31 protein-coding genes and 1 pseudogene are annotated in these 24,595 nt (G+C 24.0%); 24 read left to right on the top strand and 8 right to left on the bottom strand.

The genetic code is table 4. From position 1 onward, the window contains the following. Window positions 1–179 precede the first annotated feature (179 nt). The gene (locus ACQH26_RS08500) at window positions 180–800 is read left to right on the top strand and encodes an NUDIX domain-containing protein (protein WP_425382256.1); all 621 of its coding nucleotides are present in this window, start codon (window positions 180–182) and stop codon (window positions 798–800) included. A gap of 12 nt (window positions 801–812) precedes the next feature. Continuing rightward, complete coding sequence (locus ACQH26_RS08495; protein ID WP_425382255.1) at window positions 813–1,115, top strand: hypothetical protein; 303 nt, start codon at window positions 813–815, stop codon at window positions 1,113–1,115. A gap of 185 nt (window positions 1,116–1,300) precedes the next feature. Here ACQH26_RS08495 and ACQH26_RS08490 read toward each other — a convergent pair whose 3' ends face one another. From ACQH26_RS08490 to ACQH26_RS08475, 4 genes are all read right to left on the bottom strand, one after another. After that, window positions 1,301–2,539: an IS256 family transposase gene (locus ACQH26_RS08490; protein WP_425383069.1), complete on the bottom strand. Its 1,239-nt coding sequence runs from the start codon at window positions 2,537–2,539 to the stop codon at window positions 1,301–1,303. Between the two features lie 171 nt (window positions 2,540–2,710). Then, window positions 2,711–3,831 (bottom strand): IS3 family transposase gene (locus tag ACQH26_RS08485; protein WP_425381867.1). Its coding sequence is split into 2 segments (ribosomal slippage): window positions 2,711–3,561 and window positions 3,561–3,831, totalling 1,122 coding nucleotides; the frame shifts between segments, so codons are not numbered across the junction. A 22-nt stretch (window positions 3,832–3,853) separates the two neighbouring features. Further along, window positions 3,854–4,396: an IS630 transposase-related protein gene (locus ACQH26_RS08480; protein ID WP_425382254.1), complete on the bottom strand. Its 543-nt coding sequence runs from the start codon at window positions 4,394–4,396 to the stop codon at window positions 3,854–3,856. A gap of 198 nt (window positions 4,397–4,594) precedes the next feature. Then, window positions 4,595–4,723, bottom strand: a complete 129-nt coding sequence (locus tag ACQH26_RS08475; protein ID WP_425382253.1) for a hypothetical protein — start codon at window positions 4,721–4,723, stop codon at window positions 4,595–4,597. Window positions 4,724–4,760: 37 nt separating this feature from the next. On the opposite strand from ACQH26_RS08475, the gene ACQH26_RS08470 reads away from it, so the two are divergent. Beyond that, window positions 4,761–4,928, top strand: coding sequence for a hypothetical protein (locus tag ACQH26_RS08470; protein WP_425382252.1), 168 nt, complete (start codon window positions 4,761–4,763; stop codon window positions 4,926–4,928). 230 nt (window positions 4,929–5,158) lie between these two features. On the opposite strand, the gene ACQH26_RS08465 is transcribed toward ACQH26_RS08470, so the two are convergent. Then, entirely contained in the window at window positions 5,159–5,305 is a 147-nt protein-coding gene (locus tag ACQH26_RS08465) for a hypothetical protein (RefSeq protein WP_425382251.1), read from the bottom strand. Window positions 5,306–5,418: 113 nt separating this feature from the next. On the opposite strand from ACQH26_RS08465, the gene ACQH26_RS08460 reads away from it, so the two are divergent. From ACQH26_RS08460 to ACQH26_RS08425, 8 genes are all read left to right on the top strand, one after another. After that, window positions 5,419–6,539, top strand: a protein-coding gene (locus ACQH26_RS08460; protein ID WP_425381867.1) for an IS3 family transposase whose coding sequence is annotated in 2 segments (ribosomal slippage) — window positions 5,419–5,689 and window positions 5,689–6,539 — 1,122 coding nt in all. Because the reading frame shifts where the segments join, the coding sequence is not laid out codon by codon here. Window positions 6,540–6,854: 315 nt separating this feature from the next. Further along, window positions 6,855–7,214 (top strand): helix-turn-helix domain-containing protein, encoded by a 360-nt coding sequence (locus ACQH26_RS08455; protein ID WP_425382087.1) that lies wholly within the window; start codon window positions 6,855–6,857, stop codon window positions 7,212–7,214. Between the two features lie 40 nt (window positions 7,215–7,254). Then, window positions 7,255–7,743 (top strand): IS630 family transposase, encoded by a 489-nt coding sequence (locus ACQH26_RS08450; RefSeq protein ID WP_425381862.1) that lies wholly within the window; start codon window positions 7,255–7,257, stop codon window positions 7,741–7,743. A 202-nt stretch (window positions 7,744–7,945) separates the two neighbouring features. Next, on the top strand, window positions 7,946–8,716 hold the full coding sequence (rpsB, locus tag ACQH26_RS08445; RefSeq protein WP_425382250.1) for a 30S ribosomal protein S2: 771 nt from the start codon (window positions 7,946–7,948) through the stop codon (window positions 8,714–8,716). 22 nt (window positions 8,717–8,738) lie between these two features. Continuing rightward, the gene (gene tsf / locus ACQH26_RS08440; RefSeq protein WP_425382249.1) at window positions 8,739–9,617 is read left to right on the top strand and encodes a translation elongation factor Ts; all 879 of its coding nucleotides are present in this window, start codon (window positions 8,739–8,741) and stop codon (window positions 9,615–9,617) included. Window positions 9,618–9,637: 20 nt separating this feature from the next. Next, window positions 9,638–10,219, top strand: coding sequence for a hypothetical protein (locus tag ACQH26_RS08435; RefSeq protein WP_425382248.1), 582 nt, complete (start codon window positions 9,638–9,640; stop codon window positions 10,217–10,219). A 63-nt stretch (window positions 10,220–10,282) separates the two neighbouring features. Continuing rightward, entirely contained in the window at window positions 10,283–11,011 is a 729-nt protein-coding gene (gene pyrH / locus ACQH26_RS08430) for a UMP kinase (protein WP_425382247.1), read from the top strand. A gap of 74 nt (window positions 11,012–11,085) precedes the next feature. Next, window positions 11,086–11,463, top strand: coding sequence for a hypothetical protein (locus ACQH26_RS08425; protein WP_425382246.1), 378 nt, complete (start codon window positions 11,086–11,088; stop codon window positions 11,461–11,463). On the opposite strand, the gene ACQH26_RS08420 is transcribed toward ACQH26_RS08425, so the two are convergent. Next, a complete protein-coding gene (locus ACQH26_RS08420; RefSeq protein WP_425382245.1) occupies window positions 11,456–11,680 on the bottom strand; it encodes a hypothetical protein in 225 nt (74 codons plus the stop codon). The two genes, ACQH26_RS08425 and ACQH26_RS08420, sit on opposite strands and share 8 nt — an antisense overlap. A gap of 199 nt (window positions 11,681–11,879) precedes the next feature. Here ACQH26_RS08420 and pta point away from each other — a divergent pair, with 199 nt between their 5' ends. After that, on the top strand, window positions 11,880–12,872 hold the full coding sequence (pta, locus tag ACQH26_RS08415) for a phosphate acetyltransferase (protein ID WP_425382244.1): 993 nt from the start codon (window positions 11,880–11,882) through the stop codon (window positions 12,870–12,872). 18 nt (window positions 12,873–12,890) lie between these two features. Beyond that, the gene (locus ACQH26_RS08410) at window positions 12,891–14,144 is read left to right on the top strand and encodes an acetate kinase (protein ID WP_425382243.1); all 1,254 of its coding nucleotides are present in this window, start codon (window positions 12,891–12,893) and stop codon (window positions 14,142–14,144) included. Between the two features lie 43 nt (window positions 14,145–14,187). Here ACQH26_RS08410 and ACQH26_RS08405 read toward each other — a convergent pair whose 3' ends face one another. Beyond that, complete coding sequence (locus tag ACQH26_RS08405) at window positions 14,188–14,676, bottom strand: IS630 family transposase (protein WP_425381862.1); 489 nt, start codon at window positions 14,674–14,676, stop codon at window positions 14,188–14,190. Window positions 14,677–14,716: 40 nt separating this feature from the next. Then, window positions 14,717–15,076 (bottom strand): IS630 transposase-related protein, encoded by a 360-nt coding sequence (locus tag ACQH26_RS08400; protein WP_425382242.1) that lies wholly within the window; start codon window positions 15,074–15,076, stop codon window positions 14,717–14,719. A gap of 207 nt (window positions 15,077–15,283) precedes the next feature. Between ACQH26_RS08400 and ACQH26_RS08395 the strand changes: the two genes are divergently transcribed. From ACQH26_RS08395 to ACQH26_RS08345, 11 genes and pseudogenes are all read left to right on the top strand, one after another. Continuing rightward, a complete protein-coding gene (locus tag ACQH26_RS08395; protein WP_425382241.1) occupies window positions 15,284–15,523 on the top strand; it encodes a hypothetical protein in 240 nt (79 codons plus the stop codon). Window positions 15,524–15,663: 140 nt separating this feature from the next. Further along, the gene (locus tag ACQH26_RS08390; protein WP_425382240.1) at window positions 15,664–17,166 is read left to right on the top strand and encodes an FAD-dependent oxidoreductase; all 1,503 of its coding nucleotides are present in this window, start codon (window positions 15,664–15,666) and stop codon (window positions 17,164–17,166) included. Window positions 17,167–17,205: 39 nt separating this feature from the next. Further along, window positions 17,206–18,084 carry an alpha/beta hydrolase gene (locus tag ACQH26_RS08385; protein WP_425382239.1) on the top strand — a complete coding sequence of 293 codons (879 nt, stop codon included), beginning with the start codon at window positions 17,206–17,208 and terminating at the stop codon, window positions 18,082–18,084. Window positions 18,085–18,169: 85 nt separating this feature from the next. Next, on the top strand, window positions 18,170–18,340 hold the full coding sequence (locus tag ACQH26_RS08380) for a hypothetical protein (RefSeq protein ID WP_425382238.1): 171 nt from the start codon (window positions 18,170–18,172) through the stop codon (window positions 18,338–18,340). Between the two features lie 7 nt (window positions 18,341–18,347). Continuing rightward, window positions 18,348–19,340 carry a lipoate--protein ligase gene (locus ACQH26_RS08375; RefSeq protein WP_425382237.1) on the top strand — a complete coding sequence of 331 codons (993 nt, stop codon included), beginning with the start codon at window positions 18,348–18,350 and terminating at the stop codon, window positions 19,338–19,340. An 88-nt stretch (window positions 19,341–19,428) separates the two neighbouring features. Further along, window positions 19,429–20,046, top strand: a complete 618-nt coding sequence (locus tag ACQH26_RS08370) for a hypothetical protein (protein WP_425382236.1) — start codon at window positions 19,429–19,431, stop codon at window positions 20,044–20,046. A 109-nt stretch (window positions 20,047–20,155) separates the two neighbouring features. Continuing rightward, window positions 20,156–20,515 (top strand): helix-turn-helix domain-containing protein, encoded by a 360-nt coding sequence (locus tag ACQH26_RS08365; RefSeq protein ID WP_425381993.1) that lies wholly within the window; start codon window positions 20,156–20,158, stop codon window positions 20,513–20,515. A 40-nt stretch (window positions 20,516–20,555) separates the two neighbouring features. Next, entirely contained in the window at window positions 20,556–21,044 is a 489-nt protein-coding gene (locus ACQH26_RS08360) for an IS630 family transposase (RefSeq protein WP_425381862.1), read from the top strand. 129 nt (window positions 21,045–21,173) lie between these two features. Further along, window positions 21,174–21,761: pseudogene (locus ACQH26_RS08355) on the top strand (ATP-binding cassette domain-containing protein). Between the two features lie 584 nt (window positions 21,762–22,345). After that, window positions 22,346–22,741, top strand: coding sequence for a hypothetical protein (locus tag ACQH26_RS08350; protein WP_425382235.1), 396 nt, complete (start codon window positions 22,346–22,348; stop codon window positions 22,739–22,741). 6 nt (window positions 22,742–22,747) lie between these two features. After that, complete coding sequence (locus tag ACQH26_RS08345) at window positions 22,748–24,571, top strand: endo-beta-N-acetylglucosaminidase (RefSeq protein WP_425382234.1); 1,824 nt, start codon at window positions 22,748–22,750, stop codon at window positions 24,569–24,571. Window positions 24,572–24,595: the final 24 nt, after the last annotated feature.

Here is a 24,595-nt window from a genome sequence, read left to right as displayed (position 1 = left end):
TTAAATTATAAAAATTGAATACTAAAATAGGTACACTCGCGAAATTATTATAGACCTATCTAGTTTTTTTATTTTATTCTTCTTTTTTTGTAAGTAAGGAAAATTAAAAATAATTTGAGTTGTAACCTATGATGTTACAATTTTTATTTTTAAAAATACTTTGAAAGGAAGATTTTTTTATGAATAAAGAATATTTAAAAATTATAGAAGTTGAATTTATGCATGGAGTAGAAGAACCTTGATGCAATAACCAAGGTGTTGCTATATTACCCTATGTTTTAAAAGATAATGAATATCATTATTTATTAACTAAAGAATACAACCCGTTGTTTAAAAATAAACAGATTAGTCAGTACAGTACTATCACTGGTGGTTTAGAAAAGCATAGTCATTATCAAACTGTAATTCAAGAAATGTTAGAAGAAACTGGTATTGATGTTAGAAATGAAAAAACTAAAATTCATTATTTAGGAAAACATTATGCAAATAAGTCAAGTACGAAATTATGATATTTTTATGGAATTGATTTGTCTAAATTAGATTTAGATTTAACTGCAACCTATAAAGGAAAAAGTGATAATACAGTTGGTGAAAAAGAAATTAGTGCAAGATTTGTTAATGAAAAGCAATTAAACAAATCAAATGACGCTTTAAGTTTAGCTACTTATGGCAAATTAAATTTAAAAAATATGATTAATTTTGATAATAGCATAAATCAAAAATTAGATATGATTTTACAAATTTTAAGTGAACAAAAAAATAATACTGATAAATCTAACGAAATATCTTGAAAAGATTAGGAGGAGAAAATTATGCAATTAACAAATAATGAGCAAGAGCTTTTATCAAGTTATCAAAATTGATTAAAGAAGTATAATTTAAGTAGCTATTGTAATGCTTATTTTATTTTTAAAACTTCGATGTTGGTGTTTCAAGTATGAAATTTACAAAAAATTATTAGTGAAACCATTTGATTAAAAAATGATAATGAAAAATGACAGTTTTATATTAAAAATTTAGGAGAAAAATTTAGTAAATATTTTTCATTAGAAGAAATTTTGAAAATTGAAAAAGATTTTGTTTTGAAAACTTTTAAAGAAAAGCAGAATTTGTAAACAATATGGAACAATGTATAATAATATAGTGTTTAAACAAATATAAAGCGTTGAATTTAAGAATATGAATACAAAAACCATTCATATTCTTAAACATCGCTAAAAACAGCAAATATGAGCGAAATAAGGGATGGTAATTATGAGAGGCTTTTATGTAATCTGTGTATCTTTGTTTTACAAAGTTACTAGTTCAGATTAATTCTATCTTCAAATTTTATCATAAAATGAGCAATTGCTGTATTTCAATTTTGAATGGGCATTGTTCATTTTTTTGTTATATTTTCAATTGCTAAGTAAAATATTTTGAAAACTGCCATATCATTAGGAAAAACTTTTTTATTTCTGATAACTTTTCGTAATTGACTATTAACAGATTCAATAGCATTTGTAGTATAAATCACTCTTTTAATTTCTGGTGGATAACTAATAAAAACCATTAAATTATCTCAATTTTTATATCAAGATTTAGTAATTTGCGGATATTGTTTATTTCATTTACTTTCAAATGATTCTAAAGCTTGCATTGCTTGTTCTTCACTACATGCACTATAAATTGGTTTTAAATCTGCAACTAAGGTTTTTCGATGTTTGTATGAAACATATTTTAAACTATTTCTAATTTGATGAACTATGCATAATTGATGTTCAGTTTTAGGATAAACTGCTTGTATTGCTTCTGACATGCCTGTTAAATTATCACTACAAGCAATCAAAATATCATTTAAGCCTCGATTTTTCATTTCTGTAAAATTAGCTAGTCAAAATTTAGAACCTTCATTTTCACTAATTCATAAACCTAAAACATCTTTTTTGCCTTCTAAATCCACTCCTAATGCTATATAAACTGATTTGTTAATAATGCGTTTATCTTGCCGTACTTTAACTACTATACAATCAAAATAAACAATAGAATAAATACTTTCTAATGGTCGATTTTGCCACGCCTTGACATCATCTATCACATCATCAGTAATTTGACTAATAACACTTTCACTAATATCTGCACCATGATATAACTCTTGCAACTGCATTCTAATATCTGATAAAGTCATTCCTTTGGCATATAGTGAAAGAACTTGTTGATCAAAGCCATCAAATCTTCTCTGTCTTTTTGCAACTATTACAGGAGTAAAATCACTATTACGATCTCTTGGTACATTAATTTCAATTTTACCTTGTTGAGTTATTAATTTTTTTGAACTTATACCATTACGAGCATTTTCACTATTACTATGTTGATTTTTTTCATACCCTAAATAATTTTGCATTTCAGAATTTAACATCTTTTCTACTAATCTTTTTGTTAATTCTTTATATAATCCTCCTTCTTTAAATACTGTTGTTAAATCTTCAGTATTTTCTAGTAATAAATCTACTGCTTTTGATATTGGATCATTATTATTAATACTTTGTTTTTTAGCCATCTGTAACTCACTCTTTCTAGTCATTTAATTATATTTACTAGAATTAATTAAACATAGTTATTTTTGTAAGTTACACAGATTACTAAACATTACCAATTATGAATCAAAATTTTTCAGAAAAAAATATCATATTATTAGAAAATATAGTTGGAATGGCAACACTTTTTAGGACTATTTTTTGGTAGACATTTGTTTTTGATAATTAACTGGAGTTAAGTAGTTTAAAGTGCTGTGGATTCTTATGTTGTTGTATCAATTGATGTAATCAAATAATTCTAATTTTAATTGGATTAATGATCTAAAATTTTTATCATTAATAAATTCAGTTTTGAAAGTTTTAAAAGTTGCTTCAGCAACAGCATTGTCATAAGGACAACCTTTTTTGCTTAAAGAGCGAGTAATATTGAATGCTAGTAAAAGTTTATCAATAATTTTATTATTAAATTCATTACCACAATCACTATGAAATATTTGAATATCTTTTAAACAGCGATTTGATTGCATAAATGCTTGATGTACTAATAAGGCATCTTTTCTAGTACCTACACTATGTCCAATAATTTCGCGGTTAAATAGGTCAATTAATAAGCAAATATAGTTTCATTTACCATTAACTTGAACATAAGTTAAATCACTGACAATAACTTCATTTTTAAGCCTATTATTAAAGTTTCTATTCACAAGATTAGTGATTTTTTCATCATTTACTTTGTTATTATGATTTTTGAATGATAATTTAGTGTATTTTGATATTAAATTATGCTTATTCATAATTTCTTTAATTTTTCGTCTTGATAAATAAATTTCTTGGTTTTCTAATATTACTTTTAATCTTCTTGTTCCATAAACACATTTATTTTCTTTAAAAGCACTAATAATAGCTTCATCATAAATATTATTTTGAATTTTATTTTCTTTTTTCTTTAAATTAAAATAATATGTTGATTTAGAAATTTTTAAAAAATGACACATTGTGCGAATTTTATATTTAAACTTATTGTTTGTAATAATTTCTATTTTCTGCCTATTATTAGTGCTGCTTGCTTTAAAATATCATTTTCCATTCGTAATTGTTTTAATTCTTTTCTTAATTTAATTAATTCATTTTCTTCAACAGAACGATTATCTTTAGCTTTAAAACTACCTGAATTAGTAAATTGCTTAATTCAATTATAAGTAGCTGCTCTTGTAACATTATATTCTTTAGCAAGGTAAGATACTGATTTGCCGCTTTGATATAAAGCTACTATTTGTTTTTTAAATTCATCGGTATATGAATTAATATTGGCCATAATTATAGTTCCTTTCTTTCAACTAATTTGTTCACTTGTCTACGTAATTAGTGTCCAATAAAGTGTAACCCATCCATAATATTTTACCTTTTTCAGATCAACCATATTTATAAAATTCATTATCATCAATTCCAGATTCATCAATATATACTAAATCTTCATTCATTATTTTAGCTATTTCTTTTAAAAAATCTTCTTGTTTATTTTTATCTCTTTGTTCATATAGAAAATTTTTTTTATATGTATAATTTAGTTTTTTAAAATAGTTATAAACTGTTTCTTTAGTCATATTTCCAAATTTATCAATTACTTTTTGAACTGTAACATCTTTATTTTCTGCTAAATAATTTTTTAATTCATCTAAATCCTTTATTTTGTGGCTATGTCCTTTTTGATAATTCAAAATTGGTTTTATATGCCCAGTTTCTTTTTTTCTTTTTTTTCATAAAAATAAAGTCTTTCTAGTGATATTGAACACTTTACAAATTTCTTTAATTTTCATATTTTTACTTTCATAAGCTTTTATTACTTTTCTTCGTAAGTCTTCACTGTATGGTTTTGGCATAATTTAATCTTCCTAATCTATTTTAATTATTGCTGAATTGTACTTTTAAATTCAAAAACTGTTTAAATTACATATTATTATTTTACATTATTTATGAGTAAATATTACTTTAGTTAGCTATATCTTAATTATTAAAATTAATAAAGATAAAAAGAAGAGTGAAATTTCACTCTTCTTTTTATCTAGTTATATTTAAATTTATTTAAATGGATAACTAAATGGATTACTATTTTGTTTTCTATCTCAATGAGAACTTCCAGCATCTTGATTACTTTTATTTTTCATTTCTTCATTTCATTGTTTACCTTGTTTTTTAGAGATTCACATTGAATGTGTAGAAGGTGGAGCATAATAAACAGTTTTTATGTTTTGTGCTATTTTATTTTTACTTGCTTTTATTTCTTTATCATATAAAACATCACCAGAACAAATGCCACCATTTGTTGTTCCTTTAGTCTTTGTTTCTATGGCAAATCTATTTCTTAATCTTTGATCTATTTCTAAATTAGTTACTTCATTTCTATTAGCATAGTTGTGCTTTTTTAATTGTTGTTCAGTAAGTTTCAGAACCTGTTTAGGATCTTTTTTGATTAATTTTTAATAAAATTTATATTATAATGGTTATTTTATAATAAAAAATAGATTTTTAGTCGATAAGTTTTCAAATGATAAAATCTTTTTAACAAAAAAATGAAAAAGAAAATAAATTATTGGTTAAGTACCTATTTATAAATGATTATTTCTTGTTTTAGTTAAATTCTATTAAAAAGATCCTAAACAGGTTCTCACAAATGATTCTGTAACTCCACATATTGTTTGTTTTTCTAGTACAGTTTCTTTTAATCTATTTTGTTGATTTTGCAAATGATATTTAAGTTGTTGTCTTTCTTGTGTTTTAGATTTAAACATTTTTCTTCCATCTTCCCTTTTAAATATAAAAAAACTATGGATGGGTTACACTTTATTGGACACTAATTACGTAGACAAGTGAACAAATTAGTTGAAAGAAAGGAACTATAATTATGGCCAATATTAATTCATATACCGATGAATTTAAAAAACAAATAGTAGCTTTATATCAAAGCGGCAAATCAGTATCTTACCTTGCTAAAGAATATAATGTTACAAGAGCAGCTACTTATAATTGAATTAAGCAATTTACTAATTCAGGTAGTTTTAAAGCTAAAGATAATCGTTCTGTTGAAGAAAATGAATTAATTAAATTAAGAAAAGAATTAAAACAATTACGAATGGAAAATGATATTTTAAAGCAAGCAGCACTAATAATAGGCAGAAAATAGAAATTATTACAAACAATAAGTTTAAATATAAAATTCGCACAATGTGTCATTTTTTAAAAATTTCTAAATCAACATATTATTTTAATTTAAAGAAAAAAGAAAATAAAATTCAAAATAATATTTATGATGAAGCTATTATTAGTGCTTTTAAAGAAAATAAATGTGTTTATGGAACAAGAAGATTAAAAGTAATATTAGAAAACCAAGAAATTTATTTATCAAGACGAAAAATTAAAGAAATTATGAATAAGCATAATTTAATATCAAAATACACTAAATTATCATTCAAAAATCATAATAACAAAGTAAATGATGAAAAAATCACTAATCTTGTGAATAGAAACTTTAATAATAGGCTTAAAAATGAAGTTATTGTCAGTGATTTAACTTATGTTCAAGTTAATGGTAAATGAAACTATATTTGCTTATTAATTGACCTATTTAACCGCGAAATTATTGGACATAGTGTAGGTACTAGAAAAGATGCCTTATTAGTACATCAAGCATTTATGCAATCAAATCGCTGTTTAAAAGATATTCAAATATTTCATAGTGATTGTGGTAATGAATTTAATAATAAAATTATTGATAAACTTTTACTAGCATTCAATATTACTCGCTCTTTAAGCAAAAAAGGTTGTCCTTATGACAATGCTGTTGCTGAAGCAACTTTTAAAACTTTCAAAACTGAATTTATTAATGATAAAAATTTTAGATCATTAATCCAATTAAAATTAGAATTATTTGATTACATCAATTGATACAACAACATAAGAATCCACAGCACTTTAAACTACTTAACTCCAGTTAATTATCAAAAACAAATGTCTACCAAAAAATAGTCCTAAAAAGTGTTGCCATTCCACTATTTACTTTTAAAATTAAAGTAATTAGTTTAAAAAACTTAATATTAAGTTTTTATTATTTTATATCATAAATAAATATTTTATATGTGTAATTTACTTTTTATTTTTATAATATATTGTGTGTTTTTTATTGGTATTATTTTTTTAAGAAAAGTAAAACATATTTTTATATAGCTAACTAAAGTAATATTTACTCATAAATAATGTAAAATAATAATATGTAATTTAAACAGTTTTTGAATTTAAAAGTACAATTCAGCAATAATTAAAATAGATTAGGAAGATTAAATTATGCCAAAACCATACAGTGAAGACTTACGAAGAAAAGTAATAAAAGCTTATGAAAGTAAAAATATGAAAATTAAAGAAATTTGTAAAGTGTTCAATATCACTAGAAAGACTTTATTTTTATGAAGAAAAAGAAAAAAAGAAACTGGGCATATAAAACCAATTTTGAATTATCAAAAAGGACATAGCCACAAAATAAAGGATTTAGATGAATTAAAAAATTATTTAGCAGAAAATAAAGATGTTACAGTTCAAAAAGTAATTGATAAATTTGGAAATATGACTAAAGAAACAGTTTATAACTATTTTAAAAAACTAAATTATACATATAAAAAAAACTTTTCTATATGAACAAAGAGATAAAAATAAACAAGAAGATTTTTTAAAAGAAATAGCTAAAATAATGAATGAAGATTTAGTATATATTGATGAATCTGGAATTGATGATAATGAATTTTATAAATATGGTTGATCTGAAAAAGGTAAAAGATTATTTGATAATAAACCCGCATATAAAATAAAGAGAATGAGTATAATTGGTTCACTAAATAAAGGTAAATTAAAAGCCTTATGAGCATTTGAAGGACATTGCAATAGTAAAATTTTTGAATCATATGTTAAAAATAAACTAATTCCAGTATTAAAGCGTGGACAAATTATAGTTTTAGATAATGCAACGTTTCATAAATCTAAATTAACACAACAATTAATTGAAAATGCTGGATGCAAACTATTATTTCTTCCGCCATATTCTCCTAATTTAAATCCAATTGAACATTTTTGATTTGCTATAAAACATAATATAAGAAAAATATTACCAAATTATTGACCAAATATTAAAAAAGCTATTGATTTTGTTTTTCAAGATATGAGTAAACATTACTTTAGTTAGCTATAATATAGTTTATTAAAATACAATTCTATTTTTATGTTTAAAAATAATTTGTTTAAAATATAAAAAATATGCTACAATATACAGGCTTAATTTAATGAAAATAAGCAACACATTTGTGAATTCATTGCCTAGTGCTTTTTAATTAAAAAGTGGCAATGTTAGAAATAAATGGAAGAAAAACAAATTAGAAGGAGACAATATGTCAGTTGTAACACGTGAACAACTCCTTGAAGCGGGAGTTCAGTTTGGTCACCAAACTAAAAGATGAGATCCAAAGATGCGTAAATATATTTTTGGTCAAAGAAATGGTATTCATATTATTGATTTACAAAAATCAATGCGTAAATTAGATGAAGCTTGTCACTTTGTTAAAGAAACTAGTGAAAATGGTGGTAAAGTTTTATTTGTAGGTACAAAAAAACAAGCCAAAGAAGCTGTGCAAGAACTTGCAATTAGTTGTAATTCACCTTATGTAACAGAACGTTGATTAGGTGGTAATTTAACTAATTTTAAAACTATTAAATCAAGTATTAAAAAGTTAATTGATATTGAAAATAAAGAAAAAAGTGGAGAAATTAAACTTTTAACAAAAAAAGAGCAAATGTTAGTAATTAAAGAAAAAGCACGTTTAGAACGTAACCTTGGTGGTATTAGAAATATGTATAAATTACCAGAAGCTATTTTTGTTACTGATACTATTACTAATAAAATTGCTGTCGAAGAAGCAGTTAAACTTGGTATCAAAATTATTGCGATTTGTGATAGTAATTCAAATCCAGATAATATTGATTATATTATTCCTGGTAATGATGATGCTACAAAATCAATTACTTTAATTACAAAGAAAATTGCTGAAGCTATTAATGAAGGACAAAGTGTAAAACCAGTTATTGATAAAAAAGAAATAGTAGTAGAAGAAACTACTAGTCTTGATGAAAATAAAACTGAAAATGTAATTGAAAAAAAATAATGAATAAAGGAGAATAGTTTATATGTCAGAAGTTAAAGTAGATGTTAAATTATTGAAAAAATTAAGAGATACAACCGATTTACCAATTACTGATTGTAAAGAAGCTTTGATGGAAAAAAATAATATTTTTGAAGCAGCACTTTCCCTATTAAAAATTAAAGGTTTAGCAAAAGCAGAGAAAAAAAGTATTAATAAAGCTACTGAAGGGGTTACTAAAGTTGTTATTAGTGGTAATAATGCAATTATTGCTGAATTAAATTGTCAAACTGAACAAGTTGCTGATTTAGAAGATTTTAATGATTTATTTACTAAGATTTTAGAAACAATTTTAAAACATCAACCTAAAACTATTGAAGAAGCTTTAATGTTAAAAGCTGATGGAAGTAGTGAAAGTTTAAATGATGAGATAAGATTTGCTATCGCTAAATTAGGTGAAAATATTGTTTTAAATCGTTTTCAATATTTAAGTAAAAATAGTGATGAAGTTTTTGGTTCATATATCCATGGTGGTGGTAAATATAGTGGTTTAGTTATTATCAAAGGTGTTGATAAGGAAAGTGATATTCCAAATAATGTTGCTATGCAATTAGTATCAGCAGATGCTAAATACATTGATATTGATCACATACCCGCAACAGTTCGTGATAAAGAATTATCAATTATTAGTGAAAAAACAAAAGAAGAAGAAAAATTGAAAGCAAAAAAACGTCCTGATAATATTCTTGAAAATATTATAAGAGGTCGTTTTGAAAAAGTATTATCTGAATTAACTATTGTTGATAAACTTTATATTAAAGATAATACAATTAAGGTTAAAGAGTATTTAACTAAAAATCATGCTACAATTATAGCTATGATACGTTATCAATTAGGTGAAAAAATTGATAGTTCTGCCAAATAAACATTTAGGAGGTAAATAAAGTGAATTTTCAAATTATATATTATATTGCATTAGTAATGTTTATATTATTATTAGTTATTCTTGTTTGAGGATGATATAGTTTTAATAAACCAAAAACAACTATTAAATTTTTGAATTTAAAATTATTAGTAGCAACATTAATAGTTGGGGTAATTGGTTTAGTTATCTCGATTGTTCCAATTGGAATGCAAGTTTGAACATTTGAACCAGAATATATTAAATCTGATCCTGCTTTTTTAAGTTTATTAATAGTAGAGTATATATTTTTAGTTATCATGTTAGGATTAGCATATATTTTTAGTTTTGATTTTGGTATCGCAGTTGATGAACATAATATTTATTTCTTTGGACAAAGCGTTAATACTAGTAAAATTGTTGCATTGGAACAAAAGAAAAATGTTTTAAAAATTGTTTATGAACAGGGTATTAAAAAAATTAAAAAACGTTTAACAATTATTACTCCACAAGCACAACTTTTTGTTAAAGATCATTTAGCACAAAAAGTTATTGCTAACGTTGAATTAGAAACTGTCGCTGAAAGCGCAAATAATGATTCATTATCTAGTGATAACAATAAATAAATAAGAAGCCACAAAGCAATCTGTGGCTTTTTATAATATTAAATTTAAGGAGGATGATCAAAAATGGAACAATTTAAATATAAACGAATATTATTAAAAATTAGTGGTGAAGCTTTAGGTGATGGTAGTAATGAATTATATAATAATGAAAGTATTGATAATGTTTGTCAACAAATTCAAACCCTAGTTAAGGCAAAAGTAGAAGTTGGTTTAGTAATTGGTGGTGGTAATATTTGACGTGGTGCTAAACAAGGAGAAAAGATTGGTTTAAAAAGAATTAATGCTGATTATATGGGAATGTTAGCAACTATTATGAATGCTTTGGTAATTGAATCAAAGTTAAAAGCGCTTAACGTAAAAGTTATTGTGCAAACATCATTAGAGATTAATCAAGTTGCTGAACCTTTTTATTACAAAAAAGCTATTAGTAGTTTTGAAAAAGGCTATGTTTGTATTTTTGCTGGTGGTACTGGTTCACCATACTTTACAACGGATACTGCAGCAGCACTTCGTGCTACTGAAATTAATGCGGATATATTATTAATGGCAAAAAATGGCGTTGATGGTGTTTATGATAAAGATCCAAATATTAACAAAAATGCTATTCGTTATTCACATTTATCATATCAAGATATTACTAATAAACAATTAAAAGTAATGGATTTAACTGCTTCAACAATGTGCATGGAAGCTAACTTGAAAATTATGGTATTTAATATTAAGGTTGAAAATAATATCATTAAAGCAGTACAAAATAAAGCAATTGTAACTATTATTAGCAATCAAAATTAAAAAATCAGTGTTCGATTGTAAAAAAGAAATTTTAAAAACAAATAAATTTGTAATTAATAAAGGATGTTGAATTAATGGATAAGAAGACAGTAGTAGGTATTATTTTAATAATATTAGGAATAGTATTGGCACCTGTTGTGTTAGGAATACCATTATTGATAATAGGAATAATAAATATAGTGCAAGGAGAAGTAGAATTAGAAAAAGAAAAGGACAATAGTTTAAAAAAGGAACTAAAAGAAAATAAACAACAAATTAAAAATGATAAAAAAATATATTATGAACTTAACAAAATAAAAATAAAAGTATGCAAATTTTGTAATAAAGAAATTTTAGAAACTGATAAAGTTGTTAATTATAAAAAAGATAAATGAGATAATACATACATAAATAAAGCACATTCTTCTTGTTATAAAAGTTATAGAGGCATAAATAGTCATATAGCTAACTAAAGTAATGTTTACTCATATCTTGAAAAACAAAATCAATCGCTTTTTTAATATTTGGTCAATAATTTGGTAATATTTTTCTTATATTAATGATATTTGTTTTAGCAATTCTAGTAATAATTACAATATTATTAGTTTGTGCAGTAATATTTTTATAAGAAAAGAATATAATAGTGAAAATTATAACTAATTTTAATTTAATAATTGATAATAATATCACTAAATAATGAATAAAGAAAAATTAATCACAGCTAATAATAGTGCAATTTCATAACAAGTAGATTTATTTAACTATTATAATAAAAAAGATACTTAAAGTTTGAAATTATTATTAATTATCAATCTGATTTACAGATATTGATAAAAAAGTAGAAAAATTAAGTAATAAAAAATAAAAAATATAAAGGAGAGAAGATAATATGAAATTATTAGATTTTATTTTATCTATTTTACAAAAAAGCAAAACATCAATCAGAATTTTATTTCCAGAAGGGGATAATGAAAAAGTACAGGCAGTAGCTTTAAAAATTATTAATGATAATTCACCTGTTAAAAATTTTATTACACCAGTTTTATTATTTAATAATGATAAAGAAATTCCTAGTAATATTAAAAATTCTAATATTAAAACATTATCTATTGAAGAAAATCAAGTAACAAATTTTACTAATCAATTATATGAATTAAGAAAAGCAAAGGGTTTAACTTTAGAAGCAGCTAATAAATTGCTATTAAGTCGTAATTACTATGGAATGATGTTATTAAATAATAAAGAAGTTAATGGTTTCGTTGGTGGTATTACTTTTACTACTGCTGATATTTTACGTCCGGCTTTACAAATTATTGGACCAAAACCAGGTACTAAAACTGTTTCAAGTACATTTATTATGAATAAAAATGAAGAAATATTTTTATTTAGTGATGGTTCAATTAATTTAAATCCAACAGCTGAACAATTAGCAGATATTGCAAAATCTACAATTCACTTTGGCGAACTTTTAGAATTTAATCCAATTAAATTAGCAATGTTATCTTATTCTACTAATACTAGTGGTAGTGGTGAAAGTGTTAATAAAGTACGTAATGCTACTAACTTTGTTCAGCAATTAAAATTAAAGAATGTGCAAGTAGCAGGACCAATTCAATTTGATGCTGCTTGAGATCAAGAAGTGCGAAATAAAAAATTCCCAGAATTAACAATTAAAAATCATTGTAATGCATTTATTTTCCCAACTTTAGATGCTGCTAATATTGGTTATAAAATTGCCCAAAGATTAGGTGATTATAAAGCTATTGGTCCTATTGTTTTGGGTTTAAATCAGCCAGTTAATGATCTTTCTCGTGGTGCTACTATTGATGACATTTATTACACAGCATTGATCACTGCTATTCAAACATTAATTAAGAATTAATAAGGAGATAAAACAAATATGTCAGAACAAAATAAAATTTTAGTTATTAATGCTGGAAGTAGTTCTATTAAATTTCAACTTTTTAATGCTATTAATAATGATAAACAACCTCATTTTACTATTCTTTGTAAAGGTTTAGTTGAAAGGATAGCTATTAAAAATAGTAATTTTATTATTGAAATTGCTAATGGTGATAACTTTATTAAACATGAAGTAACGAAAGATATTGCCGATCATGTTATAGGAGCGCAAACAGTTATTGATGCATTAATTGAATATAAGGTCATTAATAATTTTGATGATATTAAACGAATTGGTCATCGTATGGTTCACGGTGGTCAAAAATTTAATAACTCAATTATTATTGATGAGAAAGTCATTGCTGGTATCAAAGCATGTATTCCATTAGCACCATTACATAATCCACCAGCTTTAAAAGGATTATCATCTTTTCAAAAATTAGTTCCACATGCTAAACATGTGGCAGTATTTGATACTTCATTTCATAGTACTATTCCTGAAGAAAAATATCTTTACTCAGTTCCATATGATTGATATAAAACATATGAGGTAAGAAGATATGGTTTTCATGGTACTAGTTATCGTTATATTTTAGATAAATTAACTAATATTTTAAATAAACCAAAAGATAAGATTAATGCTATTATTTGTCATTTAGGTAATGGTGCTAGTATTTGTGCTATTAAAAATGGTAAAAGTTTTAATACTAGCATGGGATTAACACCATTAGATGGTTTAATTATGGGTTCTAGAAGTGGTATCATTGACCCTTCTATTCATGGTTATATGTGTAATGTTAAAGCAGAAGCAACTATTGAAACTATTACTAATGATTTAAATAAAAGTTCAGGTTTATTAGGAATTAGTGGACATTCTTCTGATTTACGTGATGTTCTTGCAAGTAGTAATGATAAAAACCATAAATATCATTTACAATCACAATTAGCAATAAAAATGTTTGTTCAAAGAATTGCTAATTATATTGTTCAATATGGTAATGATTTAGATAGTAATATTGATGCATTAGTATTTACAGCAGGTATTGGTGAAAATTCTGCAATTATTCGTCAATTAGTTATTGAGGAAATTAAAGTGTTTACTTTAAAATTAGTAACTAATAAAAATAATGATAAGTATAATGATTACTTAGAAATTAGTGATAAACAATCAGAAGTTCCTATTTTTAAAATTAGAACAAATGAAGAATTAATGATTTGTCAAGATACATATAATTTATTAAAAAATATTTAAAAAATAAAAAAAATATATTAAGTTTTTTTGTTTTGATATATAGCTAACTAAAGTAATGTTTACTCATATCTTGAAAAACAAAATCAATCGCTTTTTTAATATTTGGTCAATAATTTGGTAATATTTTTCTTATATTATGTTTTATAGCAAATCAAAAATGTTCAATTGGATTTAAATTAGGAGAATATGGCGGAAGAAATAATAGTTTGCATCCAGCATTTTCAATTAATTGTTGTGTTAATTTAGATTTATGAAACGTTGCATTATCTAAAACTATAATTTGTCCACGCTTTAATACTGGAATTAGTTTATTTTTAACATATGATTCAAAAATTTTACTATTGCAATGTCCTTCAAATGCTCATAAGGCTTTTAATTTACCTTTATTTAGTGAACCAATTATACTCATTCTCTTTATTTTATATGCGGGTTTATTATCAAATAATCTTTTACCTTTTTCAGATCAACCATATTTATAAAATTCATTATCATCAATTCCAGATTCATCAATATATACTAAATCTTCATTCATTATTTTAGCTATTTCTTTTAAAAAATCTTCTTGTTTATTTTTATCTCTTTGTTCATATAGAAAAGTTTTTTTTATATGTATAATTTAGTTTTTTAAAATAGTTATAAACTGTTTCTTTAGTCATATTTCCAAATTTATCAATTACTTTTTGAACTGTAACATCTTTATTTTCTGCTAAATAATTTTTTAATTCATCTAAATCCTTTATTTTGTGGCTATGTCTTTTTTGATAATTCAAAATTGGTTTTATATGCCCAGTTTCTTTTTTTCTTTTTCTTCATAAAAATAAAGTCTTTCTAGTGATATTGAACACTTTACAAATTTCTTTAATTTTCATATTTTTACTTTCATAAGCTTCTATTACTTTTCTTCGTAAGTCTTCACTGTATGGTTTTGGCATAATTTAATCTTCCTAATCTATTTTAATTATTGCTGAATTGTACTTTTAAATTCAAAAACTGTTTAAATTACATATTATTATTTTACATTATTTATGAGTAAATATTACTTTAGTTAGCTATATAATGTTTAAATTAAGTGAAAATACTTAATAATTATTAAATTTTAATTAAAAATAAATACTTTAAAGATTCAAGGAGAAAAAAGTATGACATATAAAGACATTAAAGAAAAGAAAATTTTTAAAATTTTTGAAAAAGATGAAATTGAAAATTTTGATAAAAGCATGATAAATAAAATAAATAATTATGACAAAAAAAATAAACAAACTAATAAGCCGTTCTTAAATAATAATTGAGATACTTGTCGTGGCTTATTAGAAATTAATAAATATCATCATGATCATGATGGAAGTAGTCCATCAGCAATGGCAATTTCAGCTTCTTAAAATTATTGTTATATTCATTTACTGAACAAAGAAAGAGTTGTAACTATTAAATAAAAAGTGATAAAATAATATATAATTGTATTTGTGATTACACAATAAAAGAAATTGAAAAAAAGTAATAAGTAAGAGAGGATTTTAGCATGGAAAGAAAACAAAAGATACTTGTTATAGGTGTTAATCATGCCGGAACAACAGCACTAAAGGCAATTATGAGGTCTAATCCAAATAGTGAAGTAGTAGCATATGATCGTAATGATAATATTTCATTTTTAGGATGTGGAATTGCGCTTTGAGTTGGTAAAGAATTTACTGATCCAAAAGGATTATTTTATGCCACAATTGAAAAGTTAAGAGCATTAGGTGTTAAAATTAAAGAAAAACATGAAATGATTAAATATGATAGTAAAGCAAAAACTGTTACTATTAAAAATTTAGATACTAATGAAGTATTTACTGAAAATTATGATAAGTTAGTATTAGGAATTGGTTCATGACCAATCTTAAATCCAGGTGGTAAAGAAATTCCTGGTTTAATTGCTCATAAAGATGGTGCGATTGTTAAAGATACTTTAAATGGTGTTAAATTAACAAATGGCATTCATTTATCAAAACTATACCAACATGCTCAAGAAATTATTTCTGATTTGAGTAAACCGGAAGTAAAAAAAGTAGTAGTAATTGGTGCCGGTTATATTGGTATTGAATTAGTAGAAGCTTTTTATAAAGATAAAAAAGAAGTTACTTTAATTGATTTTGAAAATCGTATTATGCCTCGTTATTATGATGAAGAATTTACAAATGATGTTGAAGCAGATATGAAAAAAGTAGGAGTAAAATTACAATTAAGAGAAACTTTACAAGAATTTATTATTAAAGATGATAAAGTGAGTGAAGTAAAAACTAATAAAGGAACATATAAAGCTGATTTAGTAATTATGGCTGTTGGTTTCTTACCAAATACTGCTATCTTGAAAGATGAGAATGGTAAAGTTCAACTTAACTTAGATCCTCGTGGTGCAATTGAAGTTAATGAATATTTTCAAACTTCAGATCCTAATGTTTATGCAATTGGTGATTGTATTAATATTCGTTCAAATGCTTGAAATAAAAATGTTAATATTGCCTTAGCAACTAATGCTGTACGTAGTGGTTTAATTGCTGGATTAAATGTTGCAAAAACAGATCCTAAAACAAGAATCGCCTTTCCTGGTGTTCAAGGAACAAATGCAATTGCTGTTTTTGGTTGAAAGCTATGTGCTACTGGTTTATCAGAAGTTTCTGCAAAAGCAATTTTAGGTTCTAATAATGTAGAAGCATATTTTTATCAAGATACAGTGTTTCCACCTTTTATGAGTGAAAATCATGAAGTAAAAATTAAAATTATATGAGAAAAGAGTTCTCGTCGTATTGTTGGAGCTGAAATTGGTTCAACTCATGATCATACAGAAACAATTGCAATGTTTTCATTAGCAATATTGAAAAAGGTTACTATTGATGAAATTCCATTAATTGATATGTATTTTTTACCACACTTTAATAAGCCTTATAACTTTGTTACTGCGGCAGCACTTTTAGCAACAGGAATTTTAACAAAAGAAGATGTTACATATCCAGATCCATATTTAAAAGGTAAGAAAAAATAGATTGCCTTATCAAATTAATTTTGAGAGGAATAAAATATAATGGTTAGTAATGAAAAATATTTAAAACTTAGAGCAAGAATGACTTCACCAGTTAAAGAAAGTAAATATAAAATTGCTTGATGATTAAAAATTATTTTGATATTTACTTTTCCATTATGGATTATTCCTTTTTTAATTACTAATTTTTTTATTGGTTTAATGATGCGAAATGTTATAGAAAATTTTCAACGAATTGGACGAAGTACTAAGCCAAATTTTGATAAAATTGATCTCAATACTTTGAGTTTTTATAATCGAGATATGGAATTACAAAATTCTCTACAACTAATGATTGATGATAGTAATTGGGATATGATGGAAGCACAAGATATGACGATAACTACTTATGATAATCGCTTGTTATCAGCTTTTTTCATTAATAATCATCAATCTAATAAAAATCATAAATGAATAATTGCAACTCATGGTTGACAACAAAATCGCTATAGCATTTTATATTTAGTTAAACATTTTTATGAGCAGGGATATAGTATTGTTACTTATGATACAAGAGGTCATGGTAGTAATAATATTCATGATGCAATTACTTTTGGCAATAAAGAAGCAGATGATTTATATGCTGTTATTTTAAGTCTTAATAATTATTTAACAGAAACAGATTTTAAACAACCCCCCAATATTACTTTAATTGGTAATAGTATGGGTGCTAGTACTGTTTTGGAAACAATATCTCGATTTGATACTGGTAAATTTGGTGTTAAATGTGCAATTTCTGATTGTGGATTTGATAGTTTTAGTCATATTATTAAAATTATGGGTAAACAATACTTTAACCTTCATTGATTTTGATTTTATTATGGTGTTAAATTTTTCTTTAGGTTAAAAGATAAATTTAATATTAATAGTTGATCCTATTAATAAATTAAAATATTGTTCTTCAATTCCTGTATTATTTATTCATGGTAATGATGATGAAACTGTACCAGCAACAATGGCACAAAAAATGTATGAAGAGAAAATAAATTATGAAGAAGAAACAATAAGTGAATTATTAATTATGCCATTTGCTAAACATATAAGAGCCGTCACTACCGATTATGATACATATTGGAAAACTACTTTAAAATTTGTTAATAAATGAACAAATTTTAAAACTGAAGATAAAGGAGATTAAATTAATAATGATTTATTATATTAATAATAGCAAAGACCCATATTTTAATTTAGCAGCCGAAGAATATTTGATTACTAATCCTTATATAACTGATGAAATCTTATTATTATGACAAAATAATAATACTATTGTTGTTGGTAGAAACCAAAATACAATTGAAGAAATTAATAATGAATATGTAAGAACAAAAAAAGTTAATGTTGTACGAAGATTATCTGGTGGTGGAGCTGTTTATCAAGATTTAGGAAATTTAAATTTTACTTTTATTTTTGATAAAAATAAAGATAATGCTCGTAATTATGCTCTTTTTACAAAACCAATAGTTAATGTTTTACAAAGTCTAGGTTTAAATGCTCAATTTAGTGGTAAAAATGATATTTTAGTTGATGATAAAAAAATATCGGGTAATGCCCAATATACATATAAAAATCGAATTTTACATCATGGTACTATTCTTTTTAATGTTGATATGCAAATGTTACCAAAAGTATTAAAACCTGATTTGGATAAATTAAAATCAAAAGGTATTAAATCAGTACAAGCACGAGTAACAAATATTTTACCATTATTAAATCCACCAATAACAATTGAAGAATTTCAAAATTTAATTATTGAACAATTAAAAAGTACAAAAAATACAAAGATTATGGAATTTTCTGAAAAAATGATTGCTGATATTGAATCATTAGCAAATACTAAATATCGAACTTGAGATTGAGTTTATGGTAAATCTCCAGATTTTGATTTAAAACATAAAACACTTTTTCCTAGTAAAGGAACTATTCACGTTTGAATGAATGTTAAGGCAGGAATTATTGAAAATATTAAAATATATGGTGATTTCCTAGGCTCAGCAGGTACTACTAGTTTAGAAAAAAAACTAGAAAAACAAAAATATAATTTAGCAACTATTACTAATATCATTGAAAATGCTAATATTAATGAAATTTTTGGTGAAAATTTTCTTGTTGAAGAAATCATAAAAAGTATAATAAAATAATGAATAAAATTCTTATTTATGATATCCTTACTTTTATAACTAATATTAAAGAGGAAATATGAAGAAATATTTATGGATTTTATTTATAATGTTTATTTTTATAACATCAATTAGCAATGTTATTACATTTTTAGTAAATAATAGTTTTGATCAAATAAATAGTATAAATGATATTCTTTATCCAACACGTGGTTGACCAAAAAAAGATAGAAATCAATTAAATGTTTGACAATTTTTATATCAAGATGCTATTGATAAAGTAGGTAAAACTAATGATAATATTGTTAATGGTTTTAATAATTTTTATCTTGCTGAATTTGATAAATACCGTGATTCAGCAAGTAAAAATGCTGGTAAACCTGGCTATGATGAAATTGGTATACTAACAGCAGATATTAATGATTATATTAATAATAAAATTATTCATTCACAATCAATGCAAATATACATGGCTTTAACATTGCGAACATATTTTATTGAGTTTACTATTAATAAAATTAATGATCCAAGTAGTAATTATATTAATGCAAATGAATATTTAAACTTATGAGTTATGAAGTATTTTGAAGCTGGTTTTTATTTTCAATGAGTAAAAATTTGAATTCAAGATTTAGGTAGAACAATTGAAAAATCAATTGATATTGATTTTTATACTTTTGATAAATATGTGGAACGAAATAACAAAGGTGAATATATAGCTAACTAAAGTAATGTTTACTCATAAATAATGTAAAATAATAATATGTAATTTAAACAGTTTTTGAATTTAAAAGTACAATTCAGCAATAATTAAAATAGATTAGGAAGATTAAATTATGCCAAAACCATACAGTGAAGACTTACGAAGAAAAGTAATAGAAGCTTATGAAAGTAAAAATATGAAAATTAAAGAAATTTGTAAAGTGTTCAATATCACTAGAAAGACTTTATTTTTATGAAGAAAAAGAAAAAAAGAAACTGGGCATATAAAACCAATTTTGAATTATCAAAAAGGACATAGCCACAAAATAAAGGATTTAGATGAATTAAAAAATTATTTAGCAGAAAATAAAGATGTTACAGTTCAAAAAGTAATTGATAAATATGGAAATATGACTAAAGAAACAGTTTATAACTATTTTAAAAAACTAAATTATACATATAAAAAAAACTTTTCTATATGAACAAAGAGATAAAAATAAACAAGAAGATTTTTTAAAAGAAATAGCTAAAATAATGAATGAAGATTTAGTATATATTGATGAATCTGGAATTGATGATAATGAATTTTATAAATATGGTTGATCTGAAAAAGGTAAAAGATTATTTGATAATAAACCCGCATATAAAATAAAGAGAATGAGTATAATTGGTTCACTAAATAAAGGTAAATTAAAAGCCTTATGAGCATTTGAAGGACATTGCAATAGTAAAATTTTTGAATCATATGTTAAAAATAAACTAATTCCAGTATTAAAGCGTGGACAAATTATAGTTTTAGATAATGCAACGTTTCATAAATCTAAATTAACACAACAATTAATTGAAAATGCTGGATGCAAACTATTATTTCTTCCGCCATATTCTCCTAATTTAAATCCAATTGAACATTTTTGATTTGCTATAAAACATAATATAAGAAAAATATTACCAAATTATTGACCAAATATTAAAAAAGCGATTGATTTTGTTTTTCAAGATATGAGTAAACATTACTTTAGTTAGCTATATGTGAAATAAACCACCCATTGCCAATACAGTAAAGCCACTATTAATTTTGGATTCTGATATCAAAAAAATGTTTAATCAATTATATGAAGAAATTTTAAATAATAATTTACAAGGAAAATAAAAATGATTATTCTAGAAAATATAAGTAAAAATTATGGTAAAAATCAGGTTTTAAAAAATATTAATTTAGAGATACCTGCTTCACAATCACTTGCTATTTTAGGTGCTAATGGTTCTGGTAAAACTACTTTGGTTGAAATTATTTCACAAGTTTTAAAACCAACATCAGGTAAAGTATTATTTCTTGATGATGTTGGTAAAAAGGTTAGTCGGAAAATTTGTGTTTAATTTCAAGAAGGTTATTGACCAGTTGGTACACAAATTATTGATTTAATTAAATTTTATAAAAATAAAAAATATATTAAAAGTGAAGAAGGAAAAGGATTAATTGATGTTTTTGAGTTAAATGATATTTTGAAAAAAGAAATTTCTTTACTTTCGGGTGGTCAAAGACAAAGATTTAATTGTTTTTTATCAATTTTAAATGATCCTGAAATTTTAATTTTAGATGAGTTAGTTACTGGTTTAGATTTAAAAATGCAAATTAAACTTGTTAATTTTATTAAGTCATGAAAAGAAATTAAAAAAATTAATTTATTAATTGTTTCACACACACACCAGAAGAAGTTAAATTACTTTGTGATCGGGTAGTAATTTTAAAAAATGGTGAAATTTATCAAGACCAAAGTATTGATGCAATTAACACAAAAATATGGTAGTTTACGTAAAATGATCGTGGAGTATTATCAAAATGAAGTTAATGGTAACTAAAGAATTATTCAAACAAAGTACTATTTCTAAATTTTCAAGACTTTTTTCTTTAATTTCAAAAGTAATTTTTATAAATCCTAGAACTTATATTTTTGTATTTTTATTAGGTTTTTTAATTTCTGCATTATCATCGTGATTATGAAATAATTATAGTTATTATCAGATTTTACCCCCCCATTTTGTTAAATTTTTTATCAATATCAGTTTTTATTTCATCTTTTTATTTAGGAATATTTATGATTGAGTGGCGAAAGAAAAACTTTTTAAAAAAAATAAAAATAATTGGTATTAATGAATATTATATTATTTTAATAATTTTTTTATCAAATTTAATAATGGTATCATTATCAGTAAGTATTAATATTATTTGTTATAATATTTATTCTTTAATTTCAATATTTAATTTTCATCTAAATTTGCTTTTTAATATTAGATGATTTATTTGAATTTTCTATATATTTGCTATGATATTTTTAACATTTTTTTTAACAGTTGCTAACATATTTATTACAACATTTTTTCCCAAGTTTAATTTATCATTTGTAATGCTTGCTATTTTTACCATATTTTTCATTATTTTTTCGGATGTTTTAATTCAACCAATAGTAACTAACAATAATTTAATATTTATTGTTATTGGTTATTTGTGTCCAACTAAATATTTTATTTGGTTTAATATGTTGATTACTTCATATCAATTTTTAGATTCACTAGGAATAAGTCAAATTATTCAAAATTATAATGAAATATCATTTGTTGTTTTTACTAGTATTTGGCAAACATTAATTGGAATCTTGATATTTACTATGTTGTTTTCTTATTTATCAAAAAGATTTTTTAATTGAGGAATGAAAGGATAAAAATTAATGAAAAAAATATTATTACTTTTTGGTGTTTTTAGTTTAATTTCTGCTCCTGCTAGTTTAGTAGTTGCTTGTAATATTGGTAGTTTAGATGGTAGTGATTATTTAAATGGTTTACCAAATTTTGACTGAACAAATTCAGATTATGGAGATGGTATTAATTTTGATAATACTAACTCGCAAAATATTATTAATAATATTGGTAATATTAATGATTTGGGAAATGTTAAACCAAGCAATACTGGTCATTATTTAAATTATTCAAAATTTAATACTGGTTTTCAATGAACACAAAACATTAAAAAACAAGCAGTGACTGGCGTTCCTTTGAATAAAGGTTTTATGCCTAATGGTAATTATGTTTCTGATTTTGGCATAACTTCTTCAGCTCGAAAATATTTAAGAATGAATTCAATTTTAGATTGGAATCCACAAAAAGACTATGATGAAAAGTATAATCGAGCAACAGTACCTTTACAGAAACGTCAATTTGTAGCAACATACAATTCAAGTAACCAAGATGAAAATATTAATTATAATCAACTAGGATTTTCAACACGAAAACATCGTACTTTTGATAATACAATAGTGGGGACAAAAAATCCATTTGAAAATACACCATTAAATTGACAATATACTAATTATTTTATTAATTGATCAGGTTCTTGATTTGAAGGGCCAATTGTTCCATCACCAGCTGATGTTATTGATAGTGCACACATTAATGGAACACCAATATTTGGTAATCTTTTTCTTGATGGATATCATGGTTTAACAAAAGAAATGTTAAAAGATTTTCTTAGCAAAAATAGTGATGGTACTTATAAAATAGTTGATATTTTAATTAATATTGCTAATTATAATGGCTTTGATGGTTGATTTATTAATAATGAACCAAACGGCGCTGCTCCCAATGGTACAGTTTTAGATTATAATGTTATGGCCGAAATTATTAAAGAATTTAATTATAAAGTAGCTACTGCTAGTGATCCAAATATTCAAGCATTAAAAATAATTTTTTATCGTAATGGTGCTACAGTTTCAAAAGGTGTTAGTGGATATAATGATATAGAAACATTAAAAATGGCAGATAGTGGTTATCGTAAAACTAATGGTGAAGTTACACCAACTGATATTCAATTAACTTTTGGTGAAACACCAGATAAAACAACATCATTTTTAACAGATTATCCAAATTATAGTGGTAAAAATTTAAATACTATTCTTGATGCTGGAGCTAATGCCCAATTTTTTGGAAGTTATGATTTTCGACAATTAGGGTATGCAGAAACAATGATTGCTGGTAAACCTCAATATAATAAAAATGTGTATACTGGAATTTCTGATTTTTTAGATAATGGTGCTGGAACATTTGGAACGTATGCTTATAATTGAGCTAAAAATCATAATGTTAATGGTACTAGAGCTTATTTATTTGCGACACAAACAACAAATTTATTTAATAATATTCAATTTTCAGGAACAAATACTTTTATTAGAAATAATAATATTGGTATGCAAGCAAATAATAATGCAAATGATTATCAAGGTTGAAATGCAAGTGATAATTATCAAGAGGCAGCATTTATATCGGATCCTAGAATAAAAACTGCAGTTACTAAAGGAAAACCAAATCCATTTGTTAAAGATACTATTTATAATTATTTAACTAATAATGGTTATAACTCATCAAGTTATGGCATTGGTGATTTAGTTAAAGAACGAACTACTTTATTTGATGATAATCAAATTTTAAATAAGAAAACTAACTTATCAATGAAAAATTTGTGATGATGCTCATCCAGAACAACCATTAGATATCTCTAAAATTTCTGGTTTTTATGATTATGA

The sequence above is a fragment of the Spiroplasma endosymbiont of Melieria omissa genome, assembly GCF_964031175.1.
GTDB lineage: Bacteria > Bacillota_I > Bacilli_A > Mycoplasmatales > VBWQ01 > Spiroplasma_E > Spiroplasma_E ixodetis_A.
Note: the sequence above shows the minus strand (reverse complement) of the source record. Positions and strands in the feature narration are given on the sequence as shown.